Below are 22,115 nucleotides of genomic sequence, written 5' to 3' on the forward strand. Positions count from 1 at the left end.
GAGCGATCCGCTCCCGGCCCGGTTCCGTTCCGGCAGGGTTCACTCAAGGACTACCGCTGCTCCCCTCCCCGAGTCAGCGCGCTCGGCCAACAGGGCCAGCTTGAGCTTCCGTGCCCATACGACCGCGTCATCCAGGTCGCCGGCCGCCCGGGCGAGCTGGAGGTGTTCGATGCATCCGTCGACCCCGACATCCGCACCACAGAGGCGCGTCGCCGTTCCGGTTCGGTCCGGCTTGAGGTCGGTCACCGCGCTGTGCCTGCGACGCTCGACCTTCAACCGCTGCCAAGCCTGCATGATCGTGTGGATCTGCTCCAGCCGGAGGCCGCAGCCCCCCAAGAACAGCCAAACTTGGTCCGGATCGACCGGCAAGCCGGTCCTGGAGCTCGCCACCAGGTTGTACGCGGAACTCCGGGCGATCGATGTCTTGGCTGCTACTTGCCCGGCCGTCAGGCCGGACCGTTCGAGCACAATTCGCAGGACCGCGAGGAATTCCGGCACGGTGGCGAGGGCCAATTCTCCCGGCTCCAACGCCACCCTTTCCGACACCCGGAGAGTATCCGGACCGCGCTGAAGGGCGATTGTGGCGTCACGGCGCAGCTCAAGCCTGGTCGATCGCAACGGGCGCCGCCATCCCTGCGCCATCCCGAGGCTCACTCGGTGCCCGCCGGGCCGTCGCCGGGTACCGGAGAAAGCCGCAGATCCCACTGCAGCGCCAGCGATACGCGAGCGCCGCAATCGATCGAGACACCGACACCGGCAACGGTGATGAAAAAGGCCGGCACCAGCTCCTTGCCGACCGAGCACCCCACCAGCCAGATCAAAATCATGATCACGAAGACGGCACCACGGGACACCGAACCAAGCCTGTCACCCGCGACGACCATACATGGCCAGAACTGATTCTTCCGCATGATCGATTCTCCAGTGTCGCCCTCAGGTGCCGAGAGCTACGGTCGAGTAGGTGAAGTCGGAGACTCGGGTCCCACGTCGGACGCGAGGTGGCACTCGACGCCGGACGTTTCCTGCCTGAACGGCACCGCACGGCAGGAACGTCTCGATACTCGCACCTGGATCCGACCCGACGCACCTATCGATCGAAGAACGCGTCCAAAGAGCCCGGAGTGTCCAAGCCGTTGTCCACACAACGCGGCAACTCCGACAATGTTTCCGCACTTCAGAGTATGTTCGAGCCTGCACGGCAGCCCTTTTCGGTATAGACCAGTATTGTCCTCGGGGCGTAACCCGATTACCGTGCAGGCGGTGTGCCGACCAGTTCGGCGCACGGTTCCGCGGTCGAGATGGTGAAGTCGGAGCACGGAACCTGAGAGAGCGTCGGTGGCACGACGTCTCATCGTCCAAGTCTTGAAGGTTCCGCGTGAACCTTCAAGACTTGACGGCCACCTGCGTCCAAGCCATCCCGTCGCGCACGCTCCTGGCCCGGTTCCGTTCCGGCACGATGGACGAATGACCTCCGAAGCGACCACCCTCGCCGACGAACTCCTCCACGTCCTGGGCGCCTGGAACCCGCTCGAAGCGACCTTCGTCGGCATCCCCGGCCACGACGCCGACCTGCCCGATCCGAGCGAAGCCGGCCACGCACGCCTCCGCGCCCGGGCCGCCGGCATCCTCGCCCGGGCGAAGACCTCGACGGACCCCGACCGCGTCACCCTGGGCGTCGTCGTCCAGCAGGCGGAAGCCGTGCTCGCCCGGCTGGCTGCGAACGACGTGGAATTCACCCTCGCCGATCCGATGTTCGCCGTCGGCATGTCCCTCCCGATCTTCCTGCCGCAGCTGGCGCCCGCCGGCGAGCAGGCCGAAGACGACTTCCTGACCCGGCTGGCCGCGTTCCCCGCCTTCTACGAAGCACTCGCCGAACGCCAACGCGCCGGGCTGCGGGCCGGGCGGACGCCGGTGGACCGGATGGCGCACAACGCTCTCGGCTTCCTGGACCGCTTCCTGGCGCAGGACAGCCCGTTCACCGGAGACCGCGGTGCGCGCCGGGACGAGCTGGTGGCCGGGGCCGTCCGGCCGGCCCTCAAGCGCTACCGCGAGTTCCTCGCCACCGAAGTCGCCGGGCGGGGCCGGTCCGACGACCAGCCGGGGCTCTGCTGGCTCGAAGACGGCGAAACGCACTACGCGGCCCTGGCGCGCACGCACACGACCACCGGCCACACCCCCGCCGAACTGCACCAGCTGGGCCTCGACGTGCTGGCCGGGCTCGAAGCCGAGTACGCCGAGATCGGCGGCCGCGTGTTCGGGTCGATCGACCCGGCGGAGGTGCGCCGGCGGCTGCGCAGCGACGAAAGCCTCCGCTGGCGCGACGCCGGGGAGATGCTCGAAACCGCCCGGAACGCCGTCGCCCGCGCGACCGCCGCGGCGCCGGGCTGGTTCGACAGGGTGCCGGACGCCGAGTGCGTCGTCCGGGCGGTGCCGGAAGCCGAAGCGCCCGTCGCCGCGGCGGCGTACTACATGCCGCCCGCGCTCGACGGCTCGCGGCCGGGCACCTACTACACCAACACGCACGAGGTGCACACGCGCGACCGGTTCATCGCCGAGACCGTGGCGTTCCACGAAGCCGTTCCCGGCCACCACTTCGCGGAATCGCTGGCGCAGGAACTGACCGAGCTGCCCCGGCTGCGGCGCATCGCCGTGATCTCCGCCTTCAGCGAAGGCTGGGCCCTCTACACCGAACGGCTGGCCGACGAGATGGGCCTGTTCTCCGACGACGTGATGCGGCTCGGCATGGTGGTCGAAGACTCCGTCCGCGCCGCGCGCCTGGTCGTCGACACCGGTCTCCACGCCCTGCGCTGGACGCGGCAGCAGTGCGTCGAGTTCCTGCGGGCGCACACGGTGCTCAGCGAGGTCGAAGTGCAGTCCGAAACGGACCGGTACATCGAAAGCCCCGGCCAGGCCCTGGCCTACATGACCGGACGGCTGGAGATCGTGCGCCTGCGCCGGTTCGCCGAGGAACGGCTCGGCGCCGCCTTCGACATCAAGGAGTTCCACGACGTGGTGCTCGGCGGCGGGCAGCTGCCGCTGAAGGTGCTGGAGGACGTCGTGCGGGCCTGGGCCGGCGGCCCCAAGGTGTGAAGATCCGGTCAGGATCGGGTGACCACCGTGTCAGGACGCCTACCCTCGACGCCGTGTGCGCACGTGTACTGGTCGCGGAAGACGACGAGAAGCAGGCCGAGGTCCTCCGGCTCTACCTCGAAAGCGAAGGGCACACCGTGGTGCTGGCCCCGGACGGCCGGGCGGCGCTCGACGAGGCCCGGCGCGACCGCCCCGACCTGCTGGTCCTCGACGTGATGATGCCGAAGGTCGACGGCCTCGACGTCTGCCGGATCCTGCGGCAGGAGTCCGACGTCGCGGTGCTGATGCTGACCGCCCGCGCCACCGAGGACGACCTGCTGCTCGGCCTCGACCTCGGCGCCGACGACTACCTGACCAAGCCGTACAGCCCGCGCGAGCTGATGGCCCGGGTCCGGACGCTGCTGCGGCGGACCGCCGGGCGCCGCGAACCGCCCGACACCGCGTTGCGCGCGGGCAGCCTGCGGCTCGACCCGGTGCGGCACGAAGTCTCGGTCGGCGACCGGCCGGTGGAGACCACTCCGGGCGAGTTCCAGCTGCTCGAGACGTTGATCCGGCAGCCGGGCCGGGTGTTCACCCGCCGGCAGCTGCTCGAACTGACCCGCGGCGACGACCGGTTCGTCAGCACCCGGATCATCGACGTCCACGTGCTCAACCTGCGGAAGAAGATCGAGCCGGACCCGCAGAAGCCCGTCCACCTGCGGACCGTCTTCGGGGTCGGCTACAAGCTGACGGCGGAAAATGACGCCTAGCCCGAGGCGCGCTTCTCAGCCGAGGGCGCATCAGCACAGCCCGAGGCGCGCTTCTCGGCCGAAGGCGCAGAAGCGCAGCTTCCCGAGGCGGCGCAGCCTGGTCGTCCGGCTCAGCGCCGTCTCCCTGCTCATCGCGCTCGCCTCCATCGCGGCGACCGCGTGGCTGGCCGTGCAGACCACCACCCGCGCGATCCAGCAGGAGCAGGGCCAGGCCCTCTCCGGCGACGCGACGATCTACACCGAGCTGCTCGGCTTCGCCGCGGCGAACCACACGTGGGACCAGGTCGGCCCCCGGCTGCGGACGCTGTCGGAACAGACCGGCCGCCGGGTCGTGCTGACCACCCTCGACCGGCGCGTCCTCGGCGATTCCGGCGGCGCGCCGGTCACCCTGCCGGTCAAGGCGACCGCGTCGGTCGATCCCCTGCACGTCGACCCGGTGCTGCTGCCCGAGGCCGGGACGAGCGGCATCGACCCGCGCGCGACCGGCCCGTTCAAGCTGCCCCCGTCCGAACGCGAGGAGCTCACCGTGCTGGCCCACAAGGCCACCGCCTGCCTCGCCGCGGTCGGCCTGCCCGGTCAGGTCCACGACTCGCCGAGCGGGCGGCCCCAGCTCACCGGGCTCGACCCGCTTTCCGTCCGCTACTACGCGGGCAAGTGCGGGCTCTTCGAGCTGGCCGCCCCCACCCCGACCGAGCAGGCCGCGCTGACGAGCCTGAACGAGACCGTCAACCGCTGCGTGCAGAACCAGGGCGGCGACCCGGTGAAGATCGACCGCGACCTGGAGGTGCTCGACGTCCCCGATCAGCGGCCGGTCCAGGGCTGCCTCGACTCGGCCCGCCGCGAGCAGCTCGCGCCGTACGTCGCGCCGCCCGCGTTGCTGTTCACGCTCGGCCCGGGTGGGTCACCGCTGCCGACGTTCACGCTGTCGCGGGAGAACCTCACCCGGATCCTGGCGGTGACCGGTGGCGTGCTGGCGCTGGCCGTCGCGCTCACCGCGCTCGTCGCGCGGCGGCTGTCCCGTCCGCTGCGGGCGCTGACCGAGGCCGCGCAGCAGGACCGGCCGGCCCCGGTGAAGTCCCGCGACGAGGTCGGGTACCTCGCCGCCGCGTTCAACGACCTCACCGCCCGGCGCGAGCGCATCGAGGAGCAGCGCAAGGCGATGGTCAGCGACATCGCCCACGAGCTGCGCAACCCGCTCAACGTCATCCGCGGCCGGCTGGAGGCCGCCGAAGACGGGCACCTGCCGTTCGACCGGGCCCTGAGCGCGTCGCTGCTCGAGGAGACCGTGCTGCTGCAGCACATCGTCGACGACCTGCAGGACCTCGCCGCGGCCGACGCCGGGCAGCTGCGCCTGCACCCCGAGCCCCTCGACGCGGCGGAGCTGGCCGGCCACGTCGCCGCCGCGCACGCCGACCGGGCCGCCGCCGGCGGTGTCACGCTCACCGTCGAAGCGCTCGGCGAAGCCACTCTGGCGGCCGATCCGGTCCGGCTCCGGCAGGTCGCCGGCAACCTGGTGACGAACGCGATCCGGCACACGCCGCCCGGCGGCCGGGTGACCATCCGGATCTCGTCCACTGTGGACGAGGTGACGCTCGCCGTGGCGGACACCGGCTCCGGCATCGCCGCCGAGGACCTGCCGCACGTGTTCGACCGGTTCTGGCGGGCCGAGAAGTCCCGCAGCCGCCAGACCGGCGGCAGCGGGCTCGGCCTCGCCATCGTGCGCCACCTCGTCGCGGCGCACGGCGGCACGGTCACCGTCGAGTCCGAAGTGGACGCCGGATCGACGTTCACCGTCCGGCTACCGAAGGCGGGTCCCGGTGGTGAGGACGCCGCCGTGGGGGACGCGCAGGACGTACAGCCGCCGGGCCCCGTCGCGGAGGAAGGTGACGCCGGTGGCCGTGACGGTCGCGCCGAGCGCGGTGCCCCAGCCGATCGCGATCGTCGTGGAGCCACGGCGGATCGTCAGTCCTGACGCGGTCGCGGCGGCGCTCCCGAAGTGCGCGACCGGGGTGCCATCAGCGAGAGTGCTTTGTGGAGGGTCCCGCCGTGGTGGCACCCTCGTGGAGCAGGCAGGGCAGCAGCAGCTGCCGGGGTTTCGGGTTCGCCAGCAGCCCGACGAGGAGGCGCACGGCGTGCACCCCCATTTCGTGGCGCGGGATGCGGAACATCGACCAGTCCGTGACCGTGCTCGGCACCGCGTGCACCGGCGGCTGCTGCGACGGGTCGGCGTCCCCCAGCACCACGAGCGAAAGGTCCTCGGGCACCCCGAGGCCGAGGTCGTGCGCGCAGGCCAGGATGCCGTCGGCCATCGCGGAGCTTTCGACGAGCAACGCCGTGACACCCTCGTCGCGCACCTGCCGCAGCGCGAGCGCCGGGTCTTCCTCCAGGAACACCAGCGGGGTCCGCCGGTGCTTGCGCGCCGCGGCCTCGTAGCCGGCGCGGCGGTCGAGCGTCGGCTCGTTCTCCTCGGTCACGCTGAGCAGCCCGATCCGGCGGTGCCCGAGCCCCCACAGCCACTCGTGGACCTCACGGGTGGCCGCGACGTAGTCGGCGCCGACGTAGCTGATCGGCCCGGTCGGCGACTCGCGGCGGCCGACGAACACGAACGGGAACTGCTCGTCGACCAGCTGCGCGAGCTCCTGGGGATCGTTGTGCCGGCCCAGCAGGATCGAACCGTCGGCGATGCGCAGCCGGTTCGTGCCGGACTCGTAGATCCGGCGGCGCCCGTCGCGGCGGCCACCACTGGTGAACAGCAGCAGGTCGAAGCCCTGCTCCTCGGCTTCCTCCTCGATGCCGAGCAGGAACGGCCGGTAGAAGTCCGCCACCCCGGACGGGAACACCGACTCGTAGGTGAACACGCCGAGGATCCGGTTGGACTTGCCGCGTAGCCGGCGGCCCATGATGTCCACGGTGTACCCGGTTTCGCGCAGCACCTGCTGCACGCGGTCGCGGGTCTCGGGGGTGATGCGCAGGCTGTCGGAGCCGTTGAGCACCATGGACACGACGGCCTGGGAGACGCCGGCCAGGCGCGCCACCTGGGCCTGCGTGACCCGGCCCGAACCCGCCGTCATCGGTGACTCCCTCCCGCCGCTGTCCGGCAGACCTTACCGGCGGCACGGTCAGTACCCCGCACTTCTCGTCCACGGCGAACGCGGCGAGCGGCCCGGTCTCCTCGCTGAGCACGACCCGCCGGCCCGCTTCGCCGCGGCCAGCGCGGCAGCCACCCCGCCGACCACAAAAATCTCGGTGCCCAGTTCCCGCATGAACCATCCCCGCGCTGCTAATTCGAATTACTACGCAGGTACGGTGCGCCCGCCCGCCCCCGGGCGTCAAGAGTCACCACCGGACAGATCGCGTGATCAGAGGGCCGACACGCGTGCCTGGAGGGTCGACACGCGTGATTGCCGGGTCGACACCCGCCCGCCGCCACCCGCGCCGTGTCGACCCCTCAATCACGCGTGTCGACGCCTCAATCACGCGTGCCGGCCCTTCCGTCACACGGTTACAGGGGCAGGCCGGCGTAGTTTTCGGCCAGTTCGGTCTTCGCGGGCGTCGACGTCACCGTGCGCTGGAGCTGGGAGAGCTGGAGCTGGGCGTCGAAGTCGTCGCCGTGGCGGTGCAGCATCGACGTCATCCACCACGAGAAGTGCGTGCAGCGCCAGACCCGCCGCAACGCCGTCTCCGAGTACGCGTCCACGAGCCGGTCGTCACCGCCGAACGACGCCGTCAGGGCCCGCGCCAGCAGGGCGACGTCGGCCACCGCCAGGTTCAGCCCCTTCGCCCCCGTCGGCGGCACGATGTGCGCCGCATCCCCGGCCAGGTAAAGGTTTCCGTGCCGCATCGGGGTCGTCACGAAGCTCCGCATCGGGAGCACGCTCTTCTCCGTGATCGTCCCGGTCTCGAGCGTCCACCCCGGCACGCCGAGCCGTTCGGACAGCGCCGTCCAGATCCGGTCGTCGCTCCACTGCGCGATGTCCTCGTCCGGCGCCACCTGCAGGTAGAACCGGCTCACCCGCGGCGAGCGCATGCTGTGCATCGCGAACCCGTCCGGGTGCCAGGCGTAGATCAGCTCGTCCGTCGACGGCGCGACGTCGGCCAGCACCCCCAGCCACGCGAACGGGTAAGCCCGCTCCCAGACCCGCGGTTCCGGAACGGACGCCCGGCTCGGTCCGTGGAAGCCGTCGCAGCCGACCACGACGTCCGCCTCGACCCGCCGCGCGACGCCGGAATCGTCCACAAAGGTCACCGACGGCTGCCCGGTGACGTCGTGCAGCGTGACGTCGGCGGCCGAGTAGTACGCCGGGCGGCCCGCCTTTTCCCGCGCCGCCATCAGGTCCTTGGTCACCTCGGTCTGCCCGTAGACCGTCACCGACCGTCCGATCAGGCCGGTGAAGTCGACGTGGTGCCGGTGCTCCGGCCACTGCAGGTGGATCCCGCGGTGTTCCATGCCCTCGACGTCGAGGCGGGCGCCGAGGCCGACGTCCCGCAGGAGTTCCACGGTCCCCGCCTCGAGGATGCCGGCGCGGATGCGCGCCTGGACGTACTCCGCGGTCTGCCGTTCGAGCAGCACCGAGTCGATGCCTTCGAGACCGAGCAGGTGGGACAGCAGCAGCCCGGCCGGGCCGGCGCCGACGATGACCACTTGGGTGCGCACTGGAGGACGTCCTTTCCCGCGACAGAGCCCGAGCATGGATCGGCGGCACCACCCGCCACCAGTATATTCTCATTCAGTGAGAGGAATTCCCCATCGCCCGTGAGATCCCGCGCGCCGCGGCCCGCAGTGCCGGGATCTGCATGCGCGCGTTCCGGTCGTTGGGCATGATCACCGAAAGCGCCGCGACGACCTCGCCGGAGGGCCCCCGCAGCGGCACGGCGATCCCCGTCGTCTCCTCGTCGATGAAGCCGGCGCAGAAGGCGTACCCGTTCCGCCGGACGTCGGCGAGGAACCGGCGTAGCCGCACCGGCTCGGTCAGCGTCGTCCGGCGAAAGGCTTCCAGCGGGCCGGCCAGCACCTGTTCCTGCAGGTCGGCGGGCGCGTGGGCGAGCAGCACCAGCCCGGACGACGACGCGTGCAGCGGCAGCCGCCCGGCCACCCGCGTCACGTTGAGCGTCGCCCCGGGCGCCGAAAGCCGCTCGACGAACAGCACCTCGCGGTCCTCGAGCACCGCGAGCTGCGTGTGGTGCCCGACGACGGCGTGCAGGTCTTCCATGAACGGCATCGCCGCTTCGCGCAGCCCGAGCGTCGGCGAGGCGCGGGACGCCAGTTCCCAAAGCCGGACGCCGACCCGGATCTTCCGGTCGGGGTCCCGCCACAGCCAGCCGTGCCCGACCAGCTCCTCGACCAGCCGCGACGCCGTCGCGACGTGCAGGTTCGCCCCCCGCGCGATATCGGTGACGCGCAACGCCGGCGCGTCCGGCCCGAACGTCTCGAAGATGCGGACCACGCGCGAGAGCACGGACTCGCCCAGCAGCGGTTTCACCACGCCAGCAGTGTGCCCCACGGAAGCGGCGGGGCACACCGCCGACGGTCACGGCAGGGCGTTCAGGAACGGCTCGTGGCTGTTCTGGAACTCCCAGCCGTAGTACTTGTCCCAGTTGATCGACCACGTCATCAGCCCGCGGAAGCCGGGCGAGGTCCCGCCGCGCAGGGTGTACGAACCGCAGCCACTACCCTTGACCAGGCAGTTCACCGCCGTCTGGACGTCGGCGGGCGAGGTGTAGCCGTTGCCCGCGCTGACGGCGGCGGGCAGCCCGATCGCGATCTGGTCCGGCCGCAGGCCGGGGAAGAACTGCCCGGTGTTCGCCACGCTGAAGCCGGCTTTGAGCATGTCGGTCATCGCGATGTGGAACTCGGCGCCGCCCATGTTGTGGTACTGGTTGTCGAGCCCCATGACCGGGCCGGAGTTGTAGTCCTGGACGTGCAGCACGGTGAGCGAGTCCCGCAGGGCGTGGATGACGGGCAGGTAGGCACCGGTCCGCGCGTCACCGGCGCTCGTGCCGCCGTAGAACTGGTAGCCGACCTGTACGAAGAACGTCTCGGGCGCCATGGTGAGCACGAACCCGGAGCCGTACTTGGCCTTGAGCGTCTTCAGCGCGGAGATCAGGTTGACGATGACGGGCGTGGTCGGGTTGCGGAAGTCGGTGTCGCCGGCGTTGAGCGACAGCGAGTGCCCCTCGAAGTCGACGTCGAGCCCGTTGAGGCCGTACTTGTCGATGATGCCGGAGACGGAGCTGACGAACTTGTCCCGGGCGGCGGTGGTCGTCAGCTGGACCTGGCCGTTCTGCCCGCCGATGGAGATCAGCACCTTCTTGCCCTGCGCTTGTTTGGCCTTGATCGCGGCGACGAAGTCGGCGTCGCTTTCGACGTTCGGGCATTCGGAGGCGGGGCACCGGGTGAAGCGGATGTCCCCGGAGGTGACGGAGGTCGGTTCCCCGAAGGCGAGATCGATGATGTCCCAGGCTGCGGGCACATCGGCCATCCGGACGTACCCGGACCCGTTGGCGAAGCTGGCGTGCAGGTACCCGACGAGGGCGTGCTTGGGCAGGCCGGTGTCAACGCAGCCGCTCGTGCTGGCCGTGACGGTCCCGCTCTTGGGCGACTCACCGGCACTGTTGTAGGCGGCGACGGTGTAGCTGTGGGTGGTGCACGCGCCGAGTCCGCTGACGGTGGTACTCGTTCCGGTGACGGTGGCGACGGCGGTGCCGCCTTCGTAGACGCGGTACCCGGTGACGGTACCGCCGCTGGCGCCCCAGCTCAGGGCGATGGAGCCGGCGGTGACGGCGGTCGCTTGCGGCGTACCGGGAGCACCGGGCGTACCAGGGGTATTGCCACCGGGACCATCGAGGACGACGTCATCGGCGTAGTAGGTGCCGGCGCCGTACCAGCCGTGGAGGTAGAGCTGGGCGGAGGTCTGGTTGCCGGTGGTGAAGCTGAGGGACAGCTGGTTGTAGGCGCTCGAGTTGCCGGACCAGGTCGAGGGGCCGCCGGTGACGCCGAGGTAGACGGGGTTCCCCCGCACCCAGGCGGAGACGGTGTAGGTGGTGTTGGGCTGAACGGAGACGGTCTGCGCACACTGGGCGTAATCGGCACCGACGGGAGTACCGGAGAGGGCGTAGCCGCCGGAGTGCACGGGCGTGCTCACGGCGGTCGCGTTGGCACAGGCCCACCCGGAGAGCGACCCGGCTTCGAAGCCGGGGTTGGTGAGGAGGTTGGCGGCCTCGGCGGGGACGGCGAGCAGCCCGGAGAGCGCAAGCAGGAAGGCGGCGAGGGTGACGGACAGTCGGGAACGCCTCATCGGGTCCTCCAGTCAGGGAGAGACCTTATTGTCTAGACCAATATGTAAATTGTCCAGACCAAAAGGAGGGTTGCGGCGGCGGTGATGGTTGTGCCGCAGCGGATGCTCCCCGGCCTCCCATGGGGCCGGCTCCGGGGGCTGGGGGCGCCCGTGAGCGCTGACGCGGGTCGCTGGGCCGCGCCGGCGGGCCGCGCCGGCGGGCAGCGCCGGCGGGCAGCGCCGGCGGGCAGCGCCGGCGGGCAGCGCCGAGGGCGCGATGGACTGCGCCGATGGGACCCCGGCGCCAGCTGAGGTGAGTGGGCGCGGCCGGCCGGCTGAGCTGCACCGGCGAGGCGGCACTGGCCAAGGTAAGCCCTGCAGGCTGCGCGGGCAGCCGGGCGAGCCACCGCTGCCGGAGGCGTGGCACCGGCACCGGCACCGGCACCGGCACCGGCACCGGCGAGCCACGGCAGGCTGCCGCCGGAAAGCCATGCCAAAGGTGAGGAGCCCACCGGCCCAAGCCCACGACCACACCCCCTGCCGACCCGATACGCAGCCGCCTCAGCGGCCGGCACGCCGGGTCAAGGCACGCTTTCCCGCCTTGACGCGGCGTGACGGCCGTTGAACAATCCGGCGTTCGGGTCGGTGGAAGTCAGTAAAACTCCCCAAAGAGCGGCGGCTCCTCAAAAGAGCGGCACCTCACCAAAAGAACCGAAAGAGCCCTCAACACCCCACCAGAACCTCGGCCACCACCCGAGTCCGCGCCGCCCGCGCCCGATCGATCACCTGAACACTCCGCCACCCCACCGGAACCCGATCCGCCAGCAACTCCTCCCGCCACTTCCCCACCCGCCGAACATGCCGCGCGAACGACCGCGCCCGCACCACCCGCCCCCGGCTCCGCTGCCCCGCCAGAGCCTCCTCCGCCGGCACATCGAGGAACAGCAACCGCACCGACCGCCCGCTCACCACCCCGACCAGCGCCAGCAGCACCCGAGTCGACGCCCGCGTCGAAGGCTCATGAACCACGATCGGGCCATCACCGAGCGCCCGCCCGACTATCCGCAGCCGATGCCAGGCGTGCACGACCAACCGGTAACAGCGGTACGGCACCACCGGCGGAACCACCGCTCCGAGCCGCTCCCGCACCTGGTCGGAGTCCAGCACCGGCAGCCCCGCCGCGGCGTGGCGGAGCATGGTCGTCTTGCCCGCTCCGGGCAGCCCCGCCACGACGAGCAGGTCGCGCGGGCCGAGCTCGATGACAGTGGGCTCGCTCATGTCCCGTCCAACGCCCCGGCGAAGGTAATGGTTCCTTTACCTTCGACTCACGCACAGTAACAAGTAACCATCCGTGCACCGAAGACCACCCGCCCGGAACTGTCGCTGTCACCCGCCGTACTCGCCGGCGGAAAACCCCTGCGCCACAAGCCATCCGAGTCCGGAACCGGTTCGGGTGAAGATCGCGCCGACCCCTTCCCGGCGCCCGGAAAATCCCTATCTTCTGAAAGGGACGCTCAGTGAGAACAGGGGAAACTCGTCATGACCCAGTCGCTGGAACTTCCGGTCCAGGAATTCTGTCTCGATTGGACACTCACGGGCGAGGAAGGCGCCCGCGTCGGGATCACCCTCTCCGGTCAGGTGGCCCTGCTGGACAACAACCGGTTCTACAAGATCGACGGCGTCGTCTACGTCACCGAGGGCGACGCCGACATCCGCGCGGTCGGCAACCCGCGGATCTCCGTGCGCCGCAACGGCGTCGAGAAGACCGGGCGCCAGTGGGGCTGGGAAATGTGCTCGGCGCGCAAGAGCCTCGGCGCGCTGAACACGATGGAGGGCTACTTCGTCCGCACCGGCTATTGGGCGCCCGCCGACCGCGCGATCCAGCTGAGCCTGTGCGCCGAACAGGGGTGGAGCCGGCGCAAGAGCTACAGCCCGCACGTCACCGTCCGGATGGTCGACTGACCACTGTGGACGCCCGGCGCCGCGCCGCCGCGACGACCAGCCCGGCCGCGACCGCGCCCGCCACGGCGCACCCGGCCCCGAACCCCGGCGACGGCTCGTGCACGCGCAGCACCGTCACGCACAGCCACACCGCGGCGCCGAACAGGAGGCCCAGCACCGGCCCGCCGACCGCCGCGCCCCGCCAGCGGTGGCCGTTGCGGATCGTGCGCAGCCCCGATTCGAGGTAGGCGAGGGCGAACAGCGCCAGGATGAGGCTGCCCGCGCCCATCGCGCTGGCCAGCGGGTGCTGGCTGGTGAGCAGCGTGAACGTCTGGGTGGCCGAACCGGTCCGCACGTCGGCGGTGACGGCGCCGCCGACGATCCACCGGGCGATCCCCGGCAGGGTGAGTTCGGCGGTGAAGCCGTTGCCGCCGGGTTTCGCTTCGGCGGACGCGGACCCGAGCGGAATCCCGGCGGCCGACAGGTCGAGCGCGACGTGGCCGGGGTTGCCGGGACCGGTCAGGACCAGCGGCTTGCTGAGATCCACCTCGACCGGCGCCGAGTCGGAGGCGCCTCCGAGGACCAGAGTGGAAGCTTGGTGCGGCAGCCGAGCGGGGTTGAGCAGGGCGAGCACGACGAGGACGATCGCGGCAGCTCCGGCGGCCAGCCGCAACCACACCACGGCGGCTTGAGAGGCGCCGGAACCGTCCGCCGCAGCGCCGGTCGCACCACCGGGCCAACCACTTGAGGCTTCGCCGCCCGGCCCACCGGGCCTTCCGGCACCAGCCACTCCGGCGCCGCCTGCACCACCGGGCCACCCCGAACCAGCCGCGTCTCCCGGCCCGCCTGGCCCACCGGGCCTTCCGGCACCAGCCACTCCGGCGCCGCCTGCACCACCGGGCCACCCCGAACCAGCCGCGTCTCCCGGCCCGCCTGGCCCACCGGGCCTTCCGGCACCAGCCACTCCGGCGCCGCCTGCACCACCGGGCCACCCCGAACCAGCCGCGTCTCCCGGCCCGGCCTGCCCACCGGGCCTCCCGGAGCCGTTCACTCCGGCGCCGGCCGCACCACCGGGCCACCCGCCGCCGGCCCCATCCGGCCCGCCACCGGGCGAACCCGGGCCGGCCGCACCAGCGCCGGGCCCACCGGCCCACCCCGGATCACCCACCTCGGCGGGCGCTCCCACCAGCGTGGCCCCGGGCCGGGCCACCGGCCGCGTCCGGGCGTCCGCCGGCAGCACCGGGGCGGTCACCGAATTGAGGCCGGCGATCATCCGGGGTGTCAGGTGCAGCACCGGGACCCCAGCCCGCTCCAGCCACCCCGAGCCGTACACCACCGTCGCCGCCGCGGCCAGGTCCGCCGCGAACGACTCCGCCTCGCGGTACCTCGCGTCCAGCTCGCGGGCCAGGCTGCGCATCACCACGCCGGCGATCGGGGCCGGCACCCCGGCGATCGGCTGCGGGTCGGTGAACATGTGCTGGCGCATCATGCTGATCGCGCCGCGGGTGTTGTCGAACGGCAGCCGGCCCGACAGCAGCTCGTAGAGCACCGTGCCCGCCGCGTACACGTCGGCCGCCGCGCTCAGCGCGTTGCCCATGGCCTGCTCCGGGGCGATGTACGCCGGTGTTCCCAGGATCTCGCCACCGTGCGTCACCAACGTGGCGCCCTCGCTGATCACCCTGGCGATGCCGAAGTCGGCCACCTTCACCACGCCCTGCGTGCTGAACAGCAGGTTCCGCGGCTTGACGTCGAGGTGCAGCACGCCCGCCCGGTGCGCCGCGTGCAGCCCGGCCAGCATCGCCAGCCCGATCGCGCACGCCTGCTCGCCGCTGACGCCGCCGCCGTGGAAGCGGCTGTGCACCGTTCCGCCGTCGAGCCGCTCCATCACCAGCAGGTGCTCGCGGCCCGTCCGCACGTAGTCGTACACCGGGACGATGTGCGGGTGGTCCAGGCTGGCGAGCACCCGCGCCTCGCGGTCGAAGAGCTCGCTGCTCGCCGCGTGGTTGAGCACGTCCCACGGCAGCTGCTTGATCGCGACGCTGCGGCCCAGCGTCCGGTGCACGCCGGCGAACACGACACCCATGCCGCCCTCGCCGATCGACTCCCCGATGTCGTACTGCGGCAGGGCGGCGACCAGTTCGGCCGGTGCGCTCATCGGGTGAATTCCTGCGTTGACGGCAGCGGGAGCTGCACCGTGGCGTCACTCTCGGTCACCGCGGGTGGCGCCGGGTGCGGGGTCAGGTAGCCGAGCAGGAACGCGATCGCCGCCGCCCCGAGCACCACCGGGATCTCGATCGCCGGCTCGGGCGGGACCAGGCGCAGCACCGACAGGCTGATCACCGCGACCAGGCCGGTGCCGAACCCGGCGGGCAGGAACCGCACGCCGCGGCGCCAGCGGTTGGGCGCCAGCCGGTGCCGGGCCAGCGCCAGCAGCGCGGTCACCCAGGCGAGGATGGTCAGCACCAGCATCGCCAGGCCGAAGACGCCGTAGACCGACCAGAAGGAGCCGCGGACGTCGGCGACCGTCGTCGCCTCGCCGAGCGTGCCGCGCCCGGCGTCGAGCAGCTCGACCGACGACGGCAGCAGCCCGGTCGCCTGCCCGGCCAGGTCACCGAGGTCGAGGACGAACGTCCGGGACACCGAGCCGCGGGCCGGGACCTCGAAGGGCGCGGTCGTGTCGTAGGCGAAGAACGTCAGCGCGAGCGCGACGCCCGAGAGCCGCACGCTGCGGACCTTCACCGGCGCGTTGCCGGAGTTGGTCGCCACGACCTGCAGCTCGACCTGATTCGCCGGATCGATCGGGACCGTGGCGTCCTCGATCGGCCGCTTGTCGATCGACACCTGCAGCTGGAGCGAGCCGGATGCGGCCGAGGCGGGTGGGGCGCCCAGCAGCACCGCGCACAAACCCAACGCAACCCCCGCCGCGATGACACGTCCCATTGGGCATCCCCTACTTGCGTTATCCGACTGGTCCGGAATGCTACAGCGAGCACACACCGGGGAGGGACGTCCCAATGCGATTCGTGGTTCGGCTGGTTTTCGGCGCCGTGGCCGGAACGTTGCTTCTGCTCGCGGGAGCGGGCACGGCGAACGCACAATACACATCGTCGGTTGGTTTGAAACCGTCGAGCGGCCAGGCCGGAAGCTCCTTCACCATTTCCTGGAATTTCTACCCGTGCAAAGGGCCGGTCACCTTTTCCTGGAACGGCACGCCGATGTGGTCGGCGAACGCGACCCTCGAGCAAACGAGCGGCACGGTCGCGGCGACCGTGCCCGGCGGTGCCGCGGCCGGCACCTACCCGGTCACCGGCACGTGCACCAACGCCCGGACCGGCGGACCGCTCAGCGCGGGCAGCCGGTTCACCGTGACCGCGTCGCCCACCCCCACGCCCCCGCCGCCGACCACGACCACGCCGCCCACGCCGGTGACCACGCCCCCGGCCCGGCCGGGGACCCCGACCGCGGGCAAACCGACGATCACCCCCACTCCGCCGACGCCGGCCACGAGCACGACGCCGCCGACGACAACCCCGGAAACCCCACCGGCCACGCCCGGCACCCCCACGACGTCCGGCACCGCGCCGAAGCCCGGCGACCTGGTGCTCGACCGGCCGAGCATCAAGCCCGGCGAGCCGCTCTCGGCGTCCGGGACGGGCTGCCTGCCGAGCCGGATGGTGACGCTGATGTCGGACGGCACCGAGGTCGGCAGCGCCTACACCGACGGCTCCGGCGCCTTCACCGCGCCCGTCGAGTTCACCCGCATCGAGGCCGGGCGGCACACCGTCGTCGCCGAGTGCGGCGTGCGGCTGACCGGCGCCGTCGACCAGGTCGTGACCCGTTCCTCCGGCGGGCAGACCGGCACGCTGGTCATCCTCGTGTTCTTCGTCCTCGCCGGCATCACGGTGATCCGCTTCCGCTGAACCCCGGTTGACATGCACCCGTCCGGCTGCCTATCGTCAAAAGGCAGCCGGACAGCTGCATGTCACCCGGAAGGCGCGATGGACGAGGTCTTCAAGGCGCTGGCCGATCCCAGCCGCCGGCAGCTGCTGGACGTGCTCAACGACCGCAACGGCCAGACCCTGCGCGAACTGTGCGCGGGCCTGGACATGGCCCGCCAGTCGGTGAGCAAGCACCTGGCCGTGCTCGAGGCGGCCGGGCTGATCACGACCACCTGGCGCGGCCGCGAAAAGCTGCACCACCTCGACGCAGGCCCGATCAACGCGATCGCCGAGCGCTGGATGACCCGCTACGACCGGCGGCGGGCCGGCGCGCTGGCCGATCTCAAACGAGCACTGGAGTCCGCACCGATGAACGATTTCGCCTACACCACCTACATCGACACCACGCCCGAGAAACTCTGGCAAGCGCTTACCGATCCGGCGTTCACGAGCCGGTATTGGGGCGTTTCCTTCGAAACCGACTGGAAACAGGGCTCGCCGATGACGTGGGCCGAGCGGGGCGCGAAAACGAGCGATCCCGGACAGGTCGTGCTCGAATCGGAACCGCACCGGCGGCTTTCCTACACCTGGCACACCTTCACCGCGGAATGGGCGAAAGCCAACGGCATCGACGAAGAAACACTGGGGAAACTGCAGCGGGAAAGCCGGAGCAAAGTCACGTTCACCATCGAACCGCACGGGAAAATGGTCAAGCTGACCGTGCTCCACGACGGTTTCGACCCCGGCAGCACGACGCTGGAGATGTGCAGCCAAGGCTGGCCCGCGCTGCTGTCCAGCCTGAAGACGCTGCTGGAGACCGGCTCACCGCTGCCCCAAGCCTGATCAACCGGGCTAATTTCCCGAACCAGACAGATCTGGCACGCTGATACGTCTGAATCCTCCCCGTTTCGTGGGCGCCCGGCTGAAGTCCGGGTGAACTTCGCTCGCGCAACGCCATCCGATGCGGTTTTCGGGGCGTTAGGCTCGCATAATCCGTGACCGGTGATGGTCCGATCGAGTGACGGGAGAGTGCGCGTGCCGGGGTCAGTGCGTACCCGCTGGATCGTGGTGGCCGTGGTCGTGGCCGCCGCGGCGGGCGCCGTCGTGGCGTTCTGGCCGGGCGACGCGGCCGCCGTCGACCCCGAGATCGCGGTCTCGCGCTCGGCGTGCGGCACCGGTTGGACGGATCCGAAGCCCGGACCGCAGACGTTCCGCCTGCACAACACCGGGTCGGTGACGGCCGAGGTGGACCTGATCGACCCGGCGACCGGCGTGATCTACGGCGAGGTCGAGGGCCTCGGCGCGGCGACGACCCGGCCGTTGCAGGTCAACCTGGGCAACGGCAGCTACGCGTTCCGCTGCCTGCCCGAGGACGCGGGGGCGATCGTCGGTCCGGCCGTGCGGATCACCGGCGGCGCCGAGCGGACCGGGCCCGGCGTCGCCCCGGTGACGCACGACGACCTGCTCGGCCCGCTCAAGGCCTACCAGCAGCACGTCTCGACGGGGCTGGGCGAGCTGGTCGCGGACACGGCCGCGCTGAAGAACACCGTCCACGGCGGCGACCGCGCGGCGAGCCAGGCGGCGTGGCTGACCGCCCACCTGGCGTACGAGCGGCTGGGTGCGGCCTACGACGCGTTCGGCGACTCCGACGGCGCGCTCAACGGCACGGCCGACGGCCTGCCGAGCGGCCCGGCGGACCCCGGTTTCACCGGCTTCCACCGCCTGGAGCAGGGCCTTTGGCACGGCGAAGACCTGGGCGCGCTCGCCGCCGTCGCCGACCAGCTCGACACCGACGCCCGCGCGCTGCAGACGTCCTTCGCCGACAGCCAGGTCGACGGGAACGACCTCGGGCTGCGCGCGCACGAGATCATGGAGAACACGCTGCAGTTCGAACTGACCGGCCGCACCGACTACGGCAGCGGCACGAACCTCGCCACGGCCCGCGCGAACCTCGACGGCACCCGCGCGGTCCTGGACGTCCTGCGGCCGCTGCTGACGCCGCGCTACCCGGCGCTGTCCGAGGTGGACAGCTGGCTCGACCGCACGCAGAAGGCGCTGGACGCGGCCCACCGCCCGGACGGCACGTGGTTCCGGCCGGCGGACCTGAGCCGGGAGCAGCGGCAGAAGGTCAATGCGGACGTGAGCGAGCTGACGGAGCTGCTGGCCCCGATCGCGGCGATCGCCGAGCCGAGGAGGGTCTCGTGACGAACTCGCCGCACGGACCGGCCCCGGGTTCCGGGCTCCCCCGCCGGTCCTTCCTCCGCCGGGCCGCGATGGGCGCCGGGCTCACCGTGGCCGCCGGAGCCGGGCTCGGTGCCTCCTCCGCGACCGTCCCGGACGGCACCTCGCCCGTTCCCTTCCACGGCCCCCACCAGGCCGCCATCCTCCGCAAACCGCCGGCGCAGACCATCGTCGCCTCCTTCGACGCCGTCGCCGAGTCCAAGGCCGAACTCACCGAGCTCTTCCGCGCCGTCACCGACCGGGCCCGGTTCCTCACCGCCGGCGGGGCGCCCGCCGCGCTCGGGATCACCGCGCCGCCCGCCGACTCCGGCGTCCTCGGGCCCGTCGTGCCCGGCAGCGACCTCGGCGTCATCCTCGGCGTCGGCGCGAGCCTCTTCGACGACCGGTACGGGCTCGCGAACCTCAAGCCCGCCAAGCTGAAGCCGATGACGACGTTCCCCGACGACGCCCTCGACCCCGCCCAGTGCCACGGCGACCTGAGCCTGATCCTCTCCGCGAACGACACCGACACCGTCCTGCACGCCCTGCGGGACATCGCGCGCGCCACACGCGGGGGCATGCAGCTGCGCTGGAAGCTCAACGGCTTCTGCTCACCACCCCGGCCCGAAGGCACGCCACGCAACCTGATGGGCTTCAAGGACGGCACCGCCAATCCCATCGGATCCGAAGTGGACAGTCTGGTGTGGACGCCGGGCGAGCCCGCGTGGACCGCCGGCGGCAGCTACCAGGTCGTCCGGCTGATCCGGATGCTGGTGGAGTTCTGGGACCGCGTTTCGCTGGCCGAGCAGGAGAACATGTTCGGCCGCCGCCGCGACACCGGTGCCCCGCTCGACGGTACCGCGGAAACCGACGTCCCCCGCTACTCCGACGACCCGGTCGGCACGGTCATCCCGCTGACCAGCCATATCCGGAAGGCGAACCCGCGCACGCCGGAGACCGACGCGAGCCGGATCCTCCGCCGCGCGGTGAACTACGACCGCGGCGTCGACAGCAACGGCAACCTGGACATGGGTCTCCTCTTCGTCTGCTACCAGCAGGACCTGGAGCGCCAGTTCGAGGCCGTCCAGACGCGCCTGGCCGGCGAACCCCTGACCGACTACATCTCCCCGTTCGGCGGCGGCTACTTCTTCGCGCTGCCGGGCGTCTCCGGCCCGGACGACCACTTCGGGCGCTCCCTGCTCGCGTAAGCGAATCCCACCACGAAAGGAATCCACTGTGGACAGAAAGACCCGCCGGCGACGGCGCGGCCTGCTCGGTGCCGGGGCCCTCGCCTCGGTCGCCACGCTGGCCGTCGTCACCGGCTCCGCGGCGACCACCGCGGAAGCCCAGCCGCTGAACCTGTTCCCCGCGCACTGGATCCCGACGTCGACGCCGATCAAGCACGTCGTCGTCATCTTCGGCGAGAACATCTCGTTCGACCACTACTTCGGCACCTACCCGGACGCGGCCAACACCGACGGCACGCCGTTCACCGCCGCGCACGGCACCCCGAAGGTCAACGGCCTGGACCACAAACTGCTGACCGACAACCCGAACGCCTACAACCCGAAGCGGCTCACGCCCCAGCAGGCGATGACCTGCGACCAGAACCACAACTACGGCGCCGAGCAGGCCGCCTTCAACGGCGGCAAGATGGACAAGTTCGTCGAGAAGACCGAGACGGACAAGTGCACCGGGCAGCCGATCCTGTTCGGCGAGCCGGGCCTGGTCATGGACTACTACGACGGCAACACCGTCACCGGCATGTGGAACTACGCCCAGCACTACGCGCTGAACGACAACTCGTTCAACACGGTGTTCGGCCCGTCCAGCCCGGGCGCGATCGACCTGATCTCGGGCAACACCCACGGCGTCCAGGCCGTCGACCCGGTCACGCACGAGCCGGTCAAAGACGCCTACGCCGTGCAGTCGCCGGACGCGAACGGCGTCGGCACGATGATCAACGACCCGGACCCGGCGTGGGACGACTGCTCGGGCAAGAACCACACGAGCAAGGACAACCTGGCCACCATGCACGGCCGCAACGTCGGTGACCTGCTCAACCAGCGGCGCGTGACCTGGGGCTGGTTCCAGGGCGGCTTCCGCCCGACCGGTTCGGCCAACGGGTACGCGGTCTGCGGCCAGACCCACACGAACGTCGGCGGCAACGCGGTCGTCGACTACAGCCCGCACCACGAGCCGTTCCAGTACTACCCGTCGACGGCGAACCCGAAGCACCTCCCGCCGTCGTCGGTGCAGGCGATCGGCCAGACCGACCGCGCCAACCACCAGTACGACATTTCCGACTTCAACGACGCGCTGCAGGCCGGCTCGATGCCCGCGGTGAGCTTCCTGAAGGCGCCGGAGTACCAGGACGGCCACGCGGGGTACTCGGACCCGCTGGACGAGCAGCAGTTCGTGGTCGGCGAGATCAACAAGATCCAGCAGTCCCCGGACTGGAAGTCGACGGCGATCGTGCTGGCGTACGACGACTCGGACGGCTGGTACGACCACCAGAAGTCCCCGATCATCAACGGCTCGCACGACGCTGCGCAGGACCAGGCGGTCTGCACGGCGAAGCCGACGACGGTGGGCACGTACGCCGACCGCTGCGGCTACGGCCCGCGGCTGCCGCTGCTGGTGGTTTCGCCGTTCAGCAAGGTGAACCACGTCGACCACACGCTGACAGACCAGACCTCGGTGCTGAAGTTCATCGAGGACAACTGGTTCACCGGCCGCATCGGCGACTCGTCGTTCGACACGCGCGCCAATTCGCTCACCGGGATGTTCGACTTCTGGTGGCCGAAGGCCCGGAAGGTCACCCTCGACCCGAAGACCGGAGCCGTCGTCAAGAACTAGCGCCCCAAGGTGGCCTTCGGTGCGTTGAACGCACCGAAGGCCAC

Annotated in this window: 18 protein-coding genes; 9 read left to right on the plus strand and 9 right to left on the minus strand. The window is 71.1% G+C overall.

What is annotated here, in order from left to right; genetic code table 11:
* Nucleotides 1-39 precede the first annotated feature (39 nt).
* Nucleotides 40-546, minus strand: a complete 507-nt coding sequence (locus tag AB0M30_RS18805; protein ID WP_364585270.1) for a hypothetical protein — start codon at nt 544-546, stop codon at nt 40-42.
* A gap of 104 nt (nt 547-650) precedes the next feature.
* Nucleotides 651-911 (minus strand): hypothetical protein, encoded by a 261-nt coding sequence (locus tag AB0M30_RS18810; protein ID WP_364585271.1) that lies wholly within the window; start codon nt 909-911, stop codon nt 651-653.
* Between the two features lie 553 nt (nt 912-1,464).
* On the opposite strand from AB0M30_RS18810, the gene AB0M30_RS18815 reads away from it, so the two are divergent.
* The 3 genes from AB0M30_RS18815 to AB0M30_RS18825 are packed head-to-tail and all read left to right on the plus strand — an operon-like array spanning nt 1,465 to nt 5,811.
* A complete protein-coding gene (locus AB0M30_RS18815; protein WP_364585272.1) occupies nt 1,465-3,090 on the plus strand; it encodes a DUF885 domain-containing protein in 1,626 nt (541 codons plus the stop codon).
* 53 nt (nt 3,091-3,143) lie between these two features.
* Nucleotides 3,144-3,839 carry a response regulator transcription factor gene (locus tag AB0M30_RS18820; RefSeq protein WP_364585273.1) on the plus strand — a complete coding sequence of 232 codons (696 nt, stop codon included), beginning with the start codon at nt 3,144-3,146 and terminating at the stop codon, nt 3,837-3,839.
* The gene (locus tag AB0M30_RS18825) at nt 3,829-5,811 is read left to right on the plus strand and encodes a HAMP domain-containing sensor histidine kinase (protein WP_364585274.1); all 1,983 of its coding nucleotides are present in this window, start codon (nt 3,829-3,831) and stop codon (nt 5,809-5,811) included. Before AB0M30_RS18820 ends, AB0M30_RS18825 begins: the two co-directional genes overlap by 11 nt.
* 43 nt (nt 5,812-5,854) lie before the next feature.
* Here the strand turns inward: AB0M30_RS18825 and AB0M30_RS18830 are convergent, their stop codons facing one another.
* From AB0M30_RS18830 to AB0M30_RS18850, 5 genes are all read right to left on the minus strand, one after another.
* On the minus strand, nt 5,855-6,910 hold the full coding sequence (locus tag AB0M30_RS18830; protein WP_364585275.1) for a LacI family DNA-binding transcriptional regulator: 1,056 nt from the start codon (nt 6,908-6,910) through the stop codon (nt 5,855-5,857).
* A 431-nt stretch (nt 6,911-7,341) separates the two neighbouring features.
* On the minus strand, nt 7,342-8,493 hold the full coding sequence (locus tag AB0M30_RS18835; protein WP_364585276.1) for a 4-hydroxybenzoate 3-monooxygenase: 1,152 nt from the start codon (nt 8,491-8,493) through the stop codon (nt 7,342-7,344).
* 73 nt (nt 8,494-8,566) lie between these two features.
* Nucleotides 8,567-9,319, minus strand: coding sequence for an IclR family transcriptional regulator (locus AB0M30_RS18840; protein WP_364585351.1), 753 nt, complete (start codon nt 9,317-9,319; stop codon nt 8,567-8,569).
* Nucleotides 9,320-9,367: 48 nt separating this feature from the next.
* Entirely contained in the window at nt 9,368-11,134 is a 1,767-nt protein-coding gene (locus AB0M30_RS18845) for a glycoside hydrolase family 18 protein (RefSeq protein WP_364585277.1), read from the minus strand.
* Nucleotides 11,135-11,836: 702 nt separating this feature from the next.
* A complete protein-coding gene (locus AB0M30_RS18850) occupies nt 11,837-12,391 on the minus strand; it encodes an AAA family ATPase (protein WP_364585278.1) in 555 nt (184 codons plus the stop codon).
* 261 nt (nt 12,392-12,652) lie between these two features.
* Here AB0M30_RS18850 and AB0M30_RS18855 point away from each other — a divergent pair, with 261 nt between their 5' ends.
* Nucleotides 12,653-13,075 carry a hypothetical protein gene (locus tag AB0M30_RS18855; protein ID WP_103338383.1) on the plus strand — a complete coding sequence of 141 codons (423 nt, stop codon included), beginning with the start codon at nt 12,653-12,655 and terminating at the stop codon, nt 13,073-13,075.
* On the opposite strand, the gene AB0M30_RS18860 is transcribed toward AB0M30_RS18855, so the two are convergent.
* A complete protein-coding gene (locus AB0M30_RS18860) occupies nt 13,053-15,209 on the minus strand; it encodes a serine/threonine-protein kinase (RefSeq protein ID WP_364585279.1) in 2,157 nt (718 codons plus the stop codon). The two genes, AB0M30_RS18855 and AB0M30_RS18860, sit on opposite strands and share 23 nt — an antisense overlap.
* Nucleotides 15,206-15,994, minus strand: a complete 789-nt coding sequence (locus tag AB0M30_RS18865; RefSeq protein ID WP_364585280.1) for a hypothetical protein — start codon at nt 15,992-15,994, stop codon at nt 15,206-15,208. Before AB0M30_RS18865 ends, AB0M30_RS18860 begins: the two co-directional genes overlap by 4 nt.
* Before the next feature lie 275 nt (nt 15,995-16,269).
* On the opposite strand from AB0M30_RS18865, the gene AB0M30_RS18870 reads away from it, so the two are divergent.
* The 5 genes from AB0M30_RS18870 (at nt 16,270) to AB0M30_RS18890 (ending at nt 22,071) form a co-directional block, all read left to right on the plus strand.
* Complete coding sequence (locus tag AB0M30_RS18870; RefSeq protein ID WP_364585281.1) at nt 16,270-16,974, plus strand: hypothetical protein; 705 nt, start codon at nt 16,270-16,272, stop codon at nt 16,972-16,974.
* 78 nt (nt 16,975-17,052) lie between these two features.
* A complete protein-coding gene (locus AB0M30_RS18875) occupies nt 17,053-17,835 on the plus strand; it encodes a metalloregulator ArsR/SmtB family transcription factor (RefSeq protein WP_364585282.1) in 783 nt (260 codons plus the stop codon).
* A gap of 204 nt (nt 17,836-18,039) precedes the next feature.
* Complete coding sequence (locus AB0M30_RS18880) at nt 18,040-19,197, plus strand: EfeM/EfeO family lipoprotein (protein ID WP_364585352.1); 1,158 nt, start codon at nt 18,040-18,042, stop codon at nt 19,195-19,197.
* Entirely contained in the window at nt 19,194-20,420 is a 1,227-nt protein-coding gene (locus tag AB0M30_RS18885; protein ID WP_364585283.1) for a Dyp-type peroxidase, read from the plus strand. Before AB0M30_RS18880 ends, AB0M30_RS18885 begins: the two co-directional genes overlap by 4 nt.
* Before the next feature lie 28 nt (nt 20,421-20,448).
* Nucleotides 20,449-22,071, plus strand: coding sequence for an alkaline phosphatase family protein (locus AB0M30_RS18890; RefSeq protein ID WP_364585284.1), 1,623 nt, complete (start codon nt 20,449-20,451; stop codon nt 22,069-22,071).
* The last annotated feature ends 44 nt before the right edge of the window (nt 22,072-22,115 follow it).

The organism is Amycolatopsis sp. NPDC051716 (genome assembly GCF_040681595.1).
GTDB lineage: Bacteria > Actinomycetota > Actinomycetes > Mycobacteriales > Pseudonocardiaceae > Amycolatopsis.

Excerpts from the sequence above, each read along its gene's own strand:
- AB0M30_RS18845 (WP_364585277.1), bottom strand. The coding sequence starts at position 11,134 with ATGAGGCGTTCCCGACTGTCCGTCACCCTCGCCGCCTTCCTGCTTGCG.
- AB0M30_RS18870 (WP_364585281.1), top strand. The coding sequence starts at position 16,270 with ATGTGGTCGGCGAACGCGACCCTCGAGCAAACGAGCGGCACGGTCGCG.
- AB0M30_RS18850 (WP_364585278.1), bottom strand. The coding sequence starts at position 12,391 with ATGAGCGAGCCCACTGTCATCGAGCTCGGCCCGCGCGACCTGCTCGTC.
- AB0M30_RS18810 (WP_364585271.1), bottom strand. The coding sequence starts at position 911 with ATGCGGAAGAATCAGTTCTGGCCATGTATGGTCGTCGCGGGTGACAGG.
- AB0M30_RS18865 (WP_364585280.1), bottom strand. The coding sequence starts at position 15,994 with ATGGGACGTGTCATCGCGGCGGGGGTTGCGTTGGGTTTGTGCGCGGTG.
- AB0M30_RS18875 (WP_364585282.1), top strand. The coding sequence starts at position 17,053 with ATGGACGAGGTCTTCAAGGCGCTGGCCGATCCCAGCCGCCGGCAGCTG.
- AB0M30_RS18860 (WP_364585279.1), bottom strand. The coding sequence starts at position 15,209 with ATGAGCGCACCGGCCGAACTGGTCGCCGCCCTGCCGCAGTACGACATC.
- AB0M30_RS18855 (WP_103338383.1), top strand. The coding sequence starts at position 12,653 with ATGACCCAGTCGCTGGAACTTCCGGTCCAGGAATTCTGTCTCGATTGG.
- AB0M30_RS18830 (WP_364585275.1), bottom strand. The coding sequence starts at position 6,910 with ATGACGGCGGGTTCGGGCCGGGTCACGCAGGCCCAGGTGGCGCGCCTG.
- AB0M30_RS18825 (WP_364585274.1), top strand. The coding sequence starts at position 3,829 with ATGACGCCTAGCCCGAGGCGCGCTTCTCAGCCGAGGGCGCATCAGCAC.
- AB0M30_RS18815 (WP_364585272.1), top strand. The coding sequence starts at position 1,465 with ATGACCTCCGAAGCGACCACCCTCGCCGACGAACTCCTCCACGTCCTG.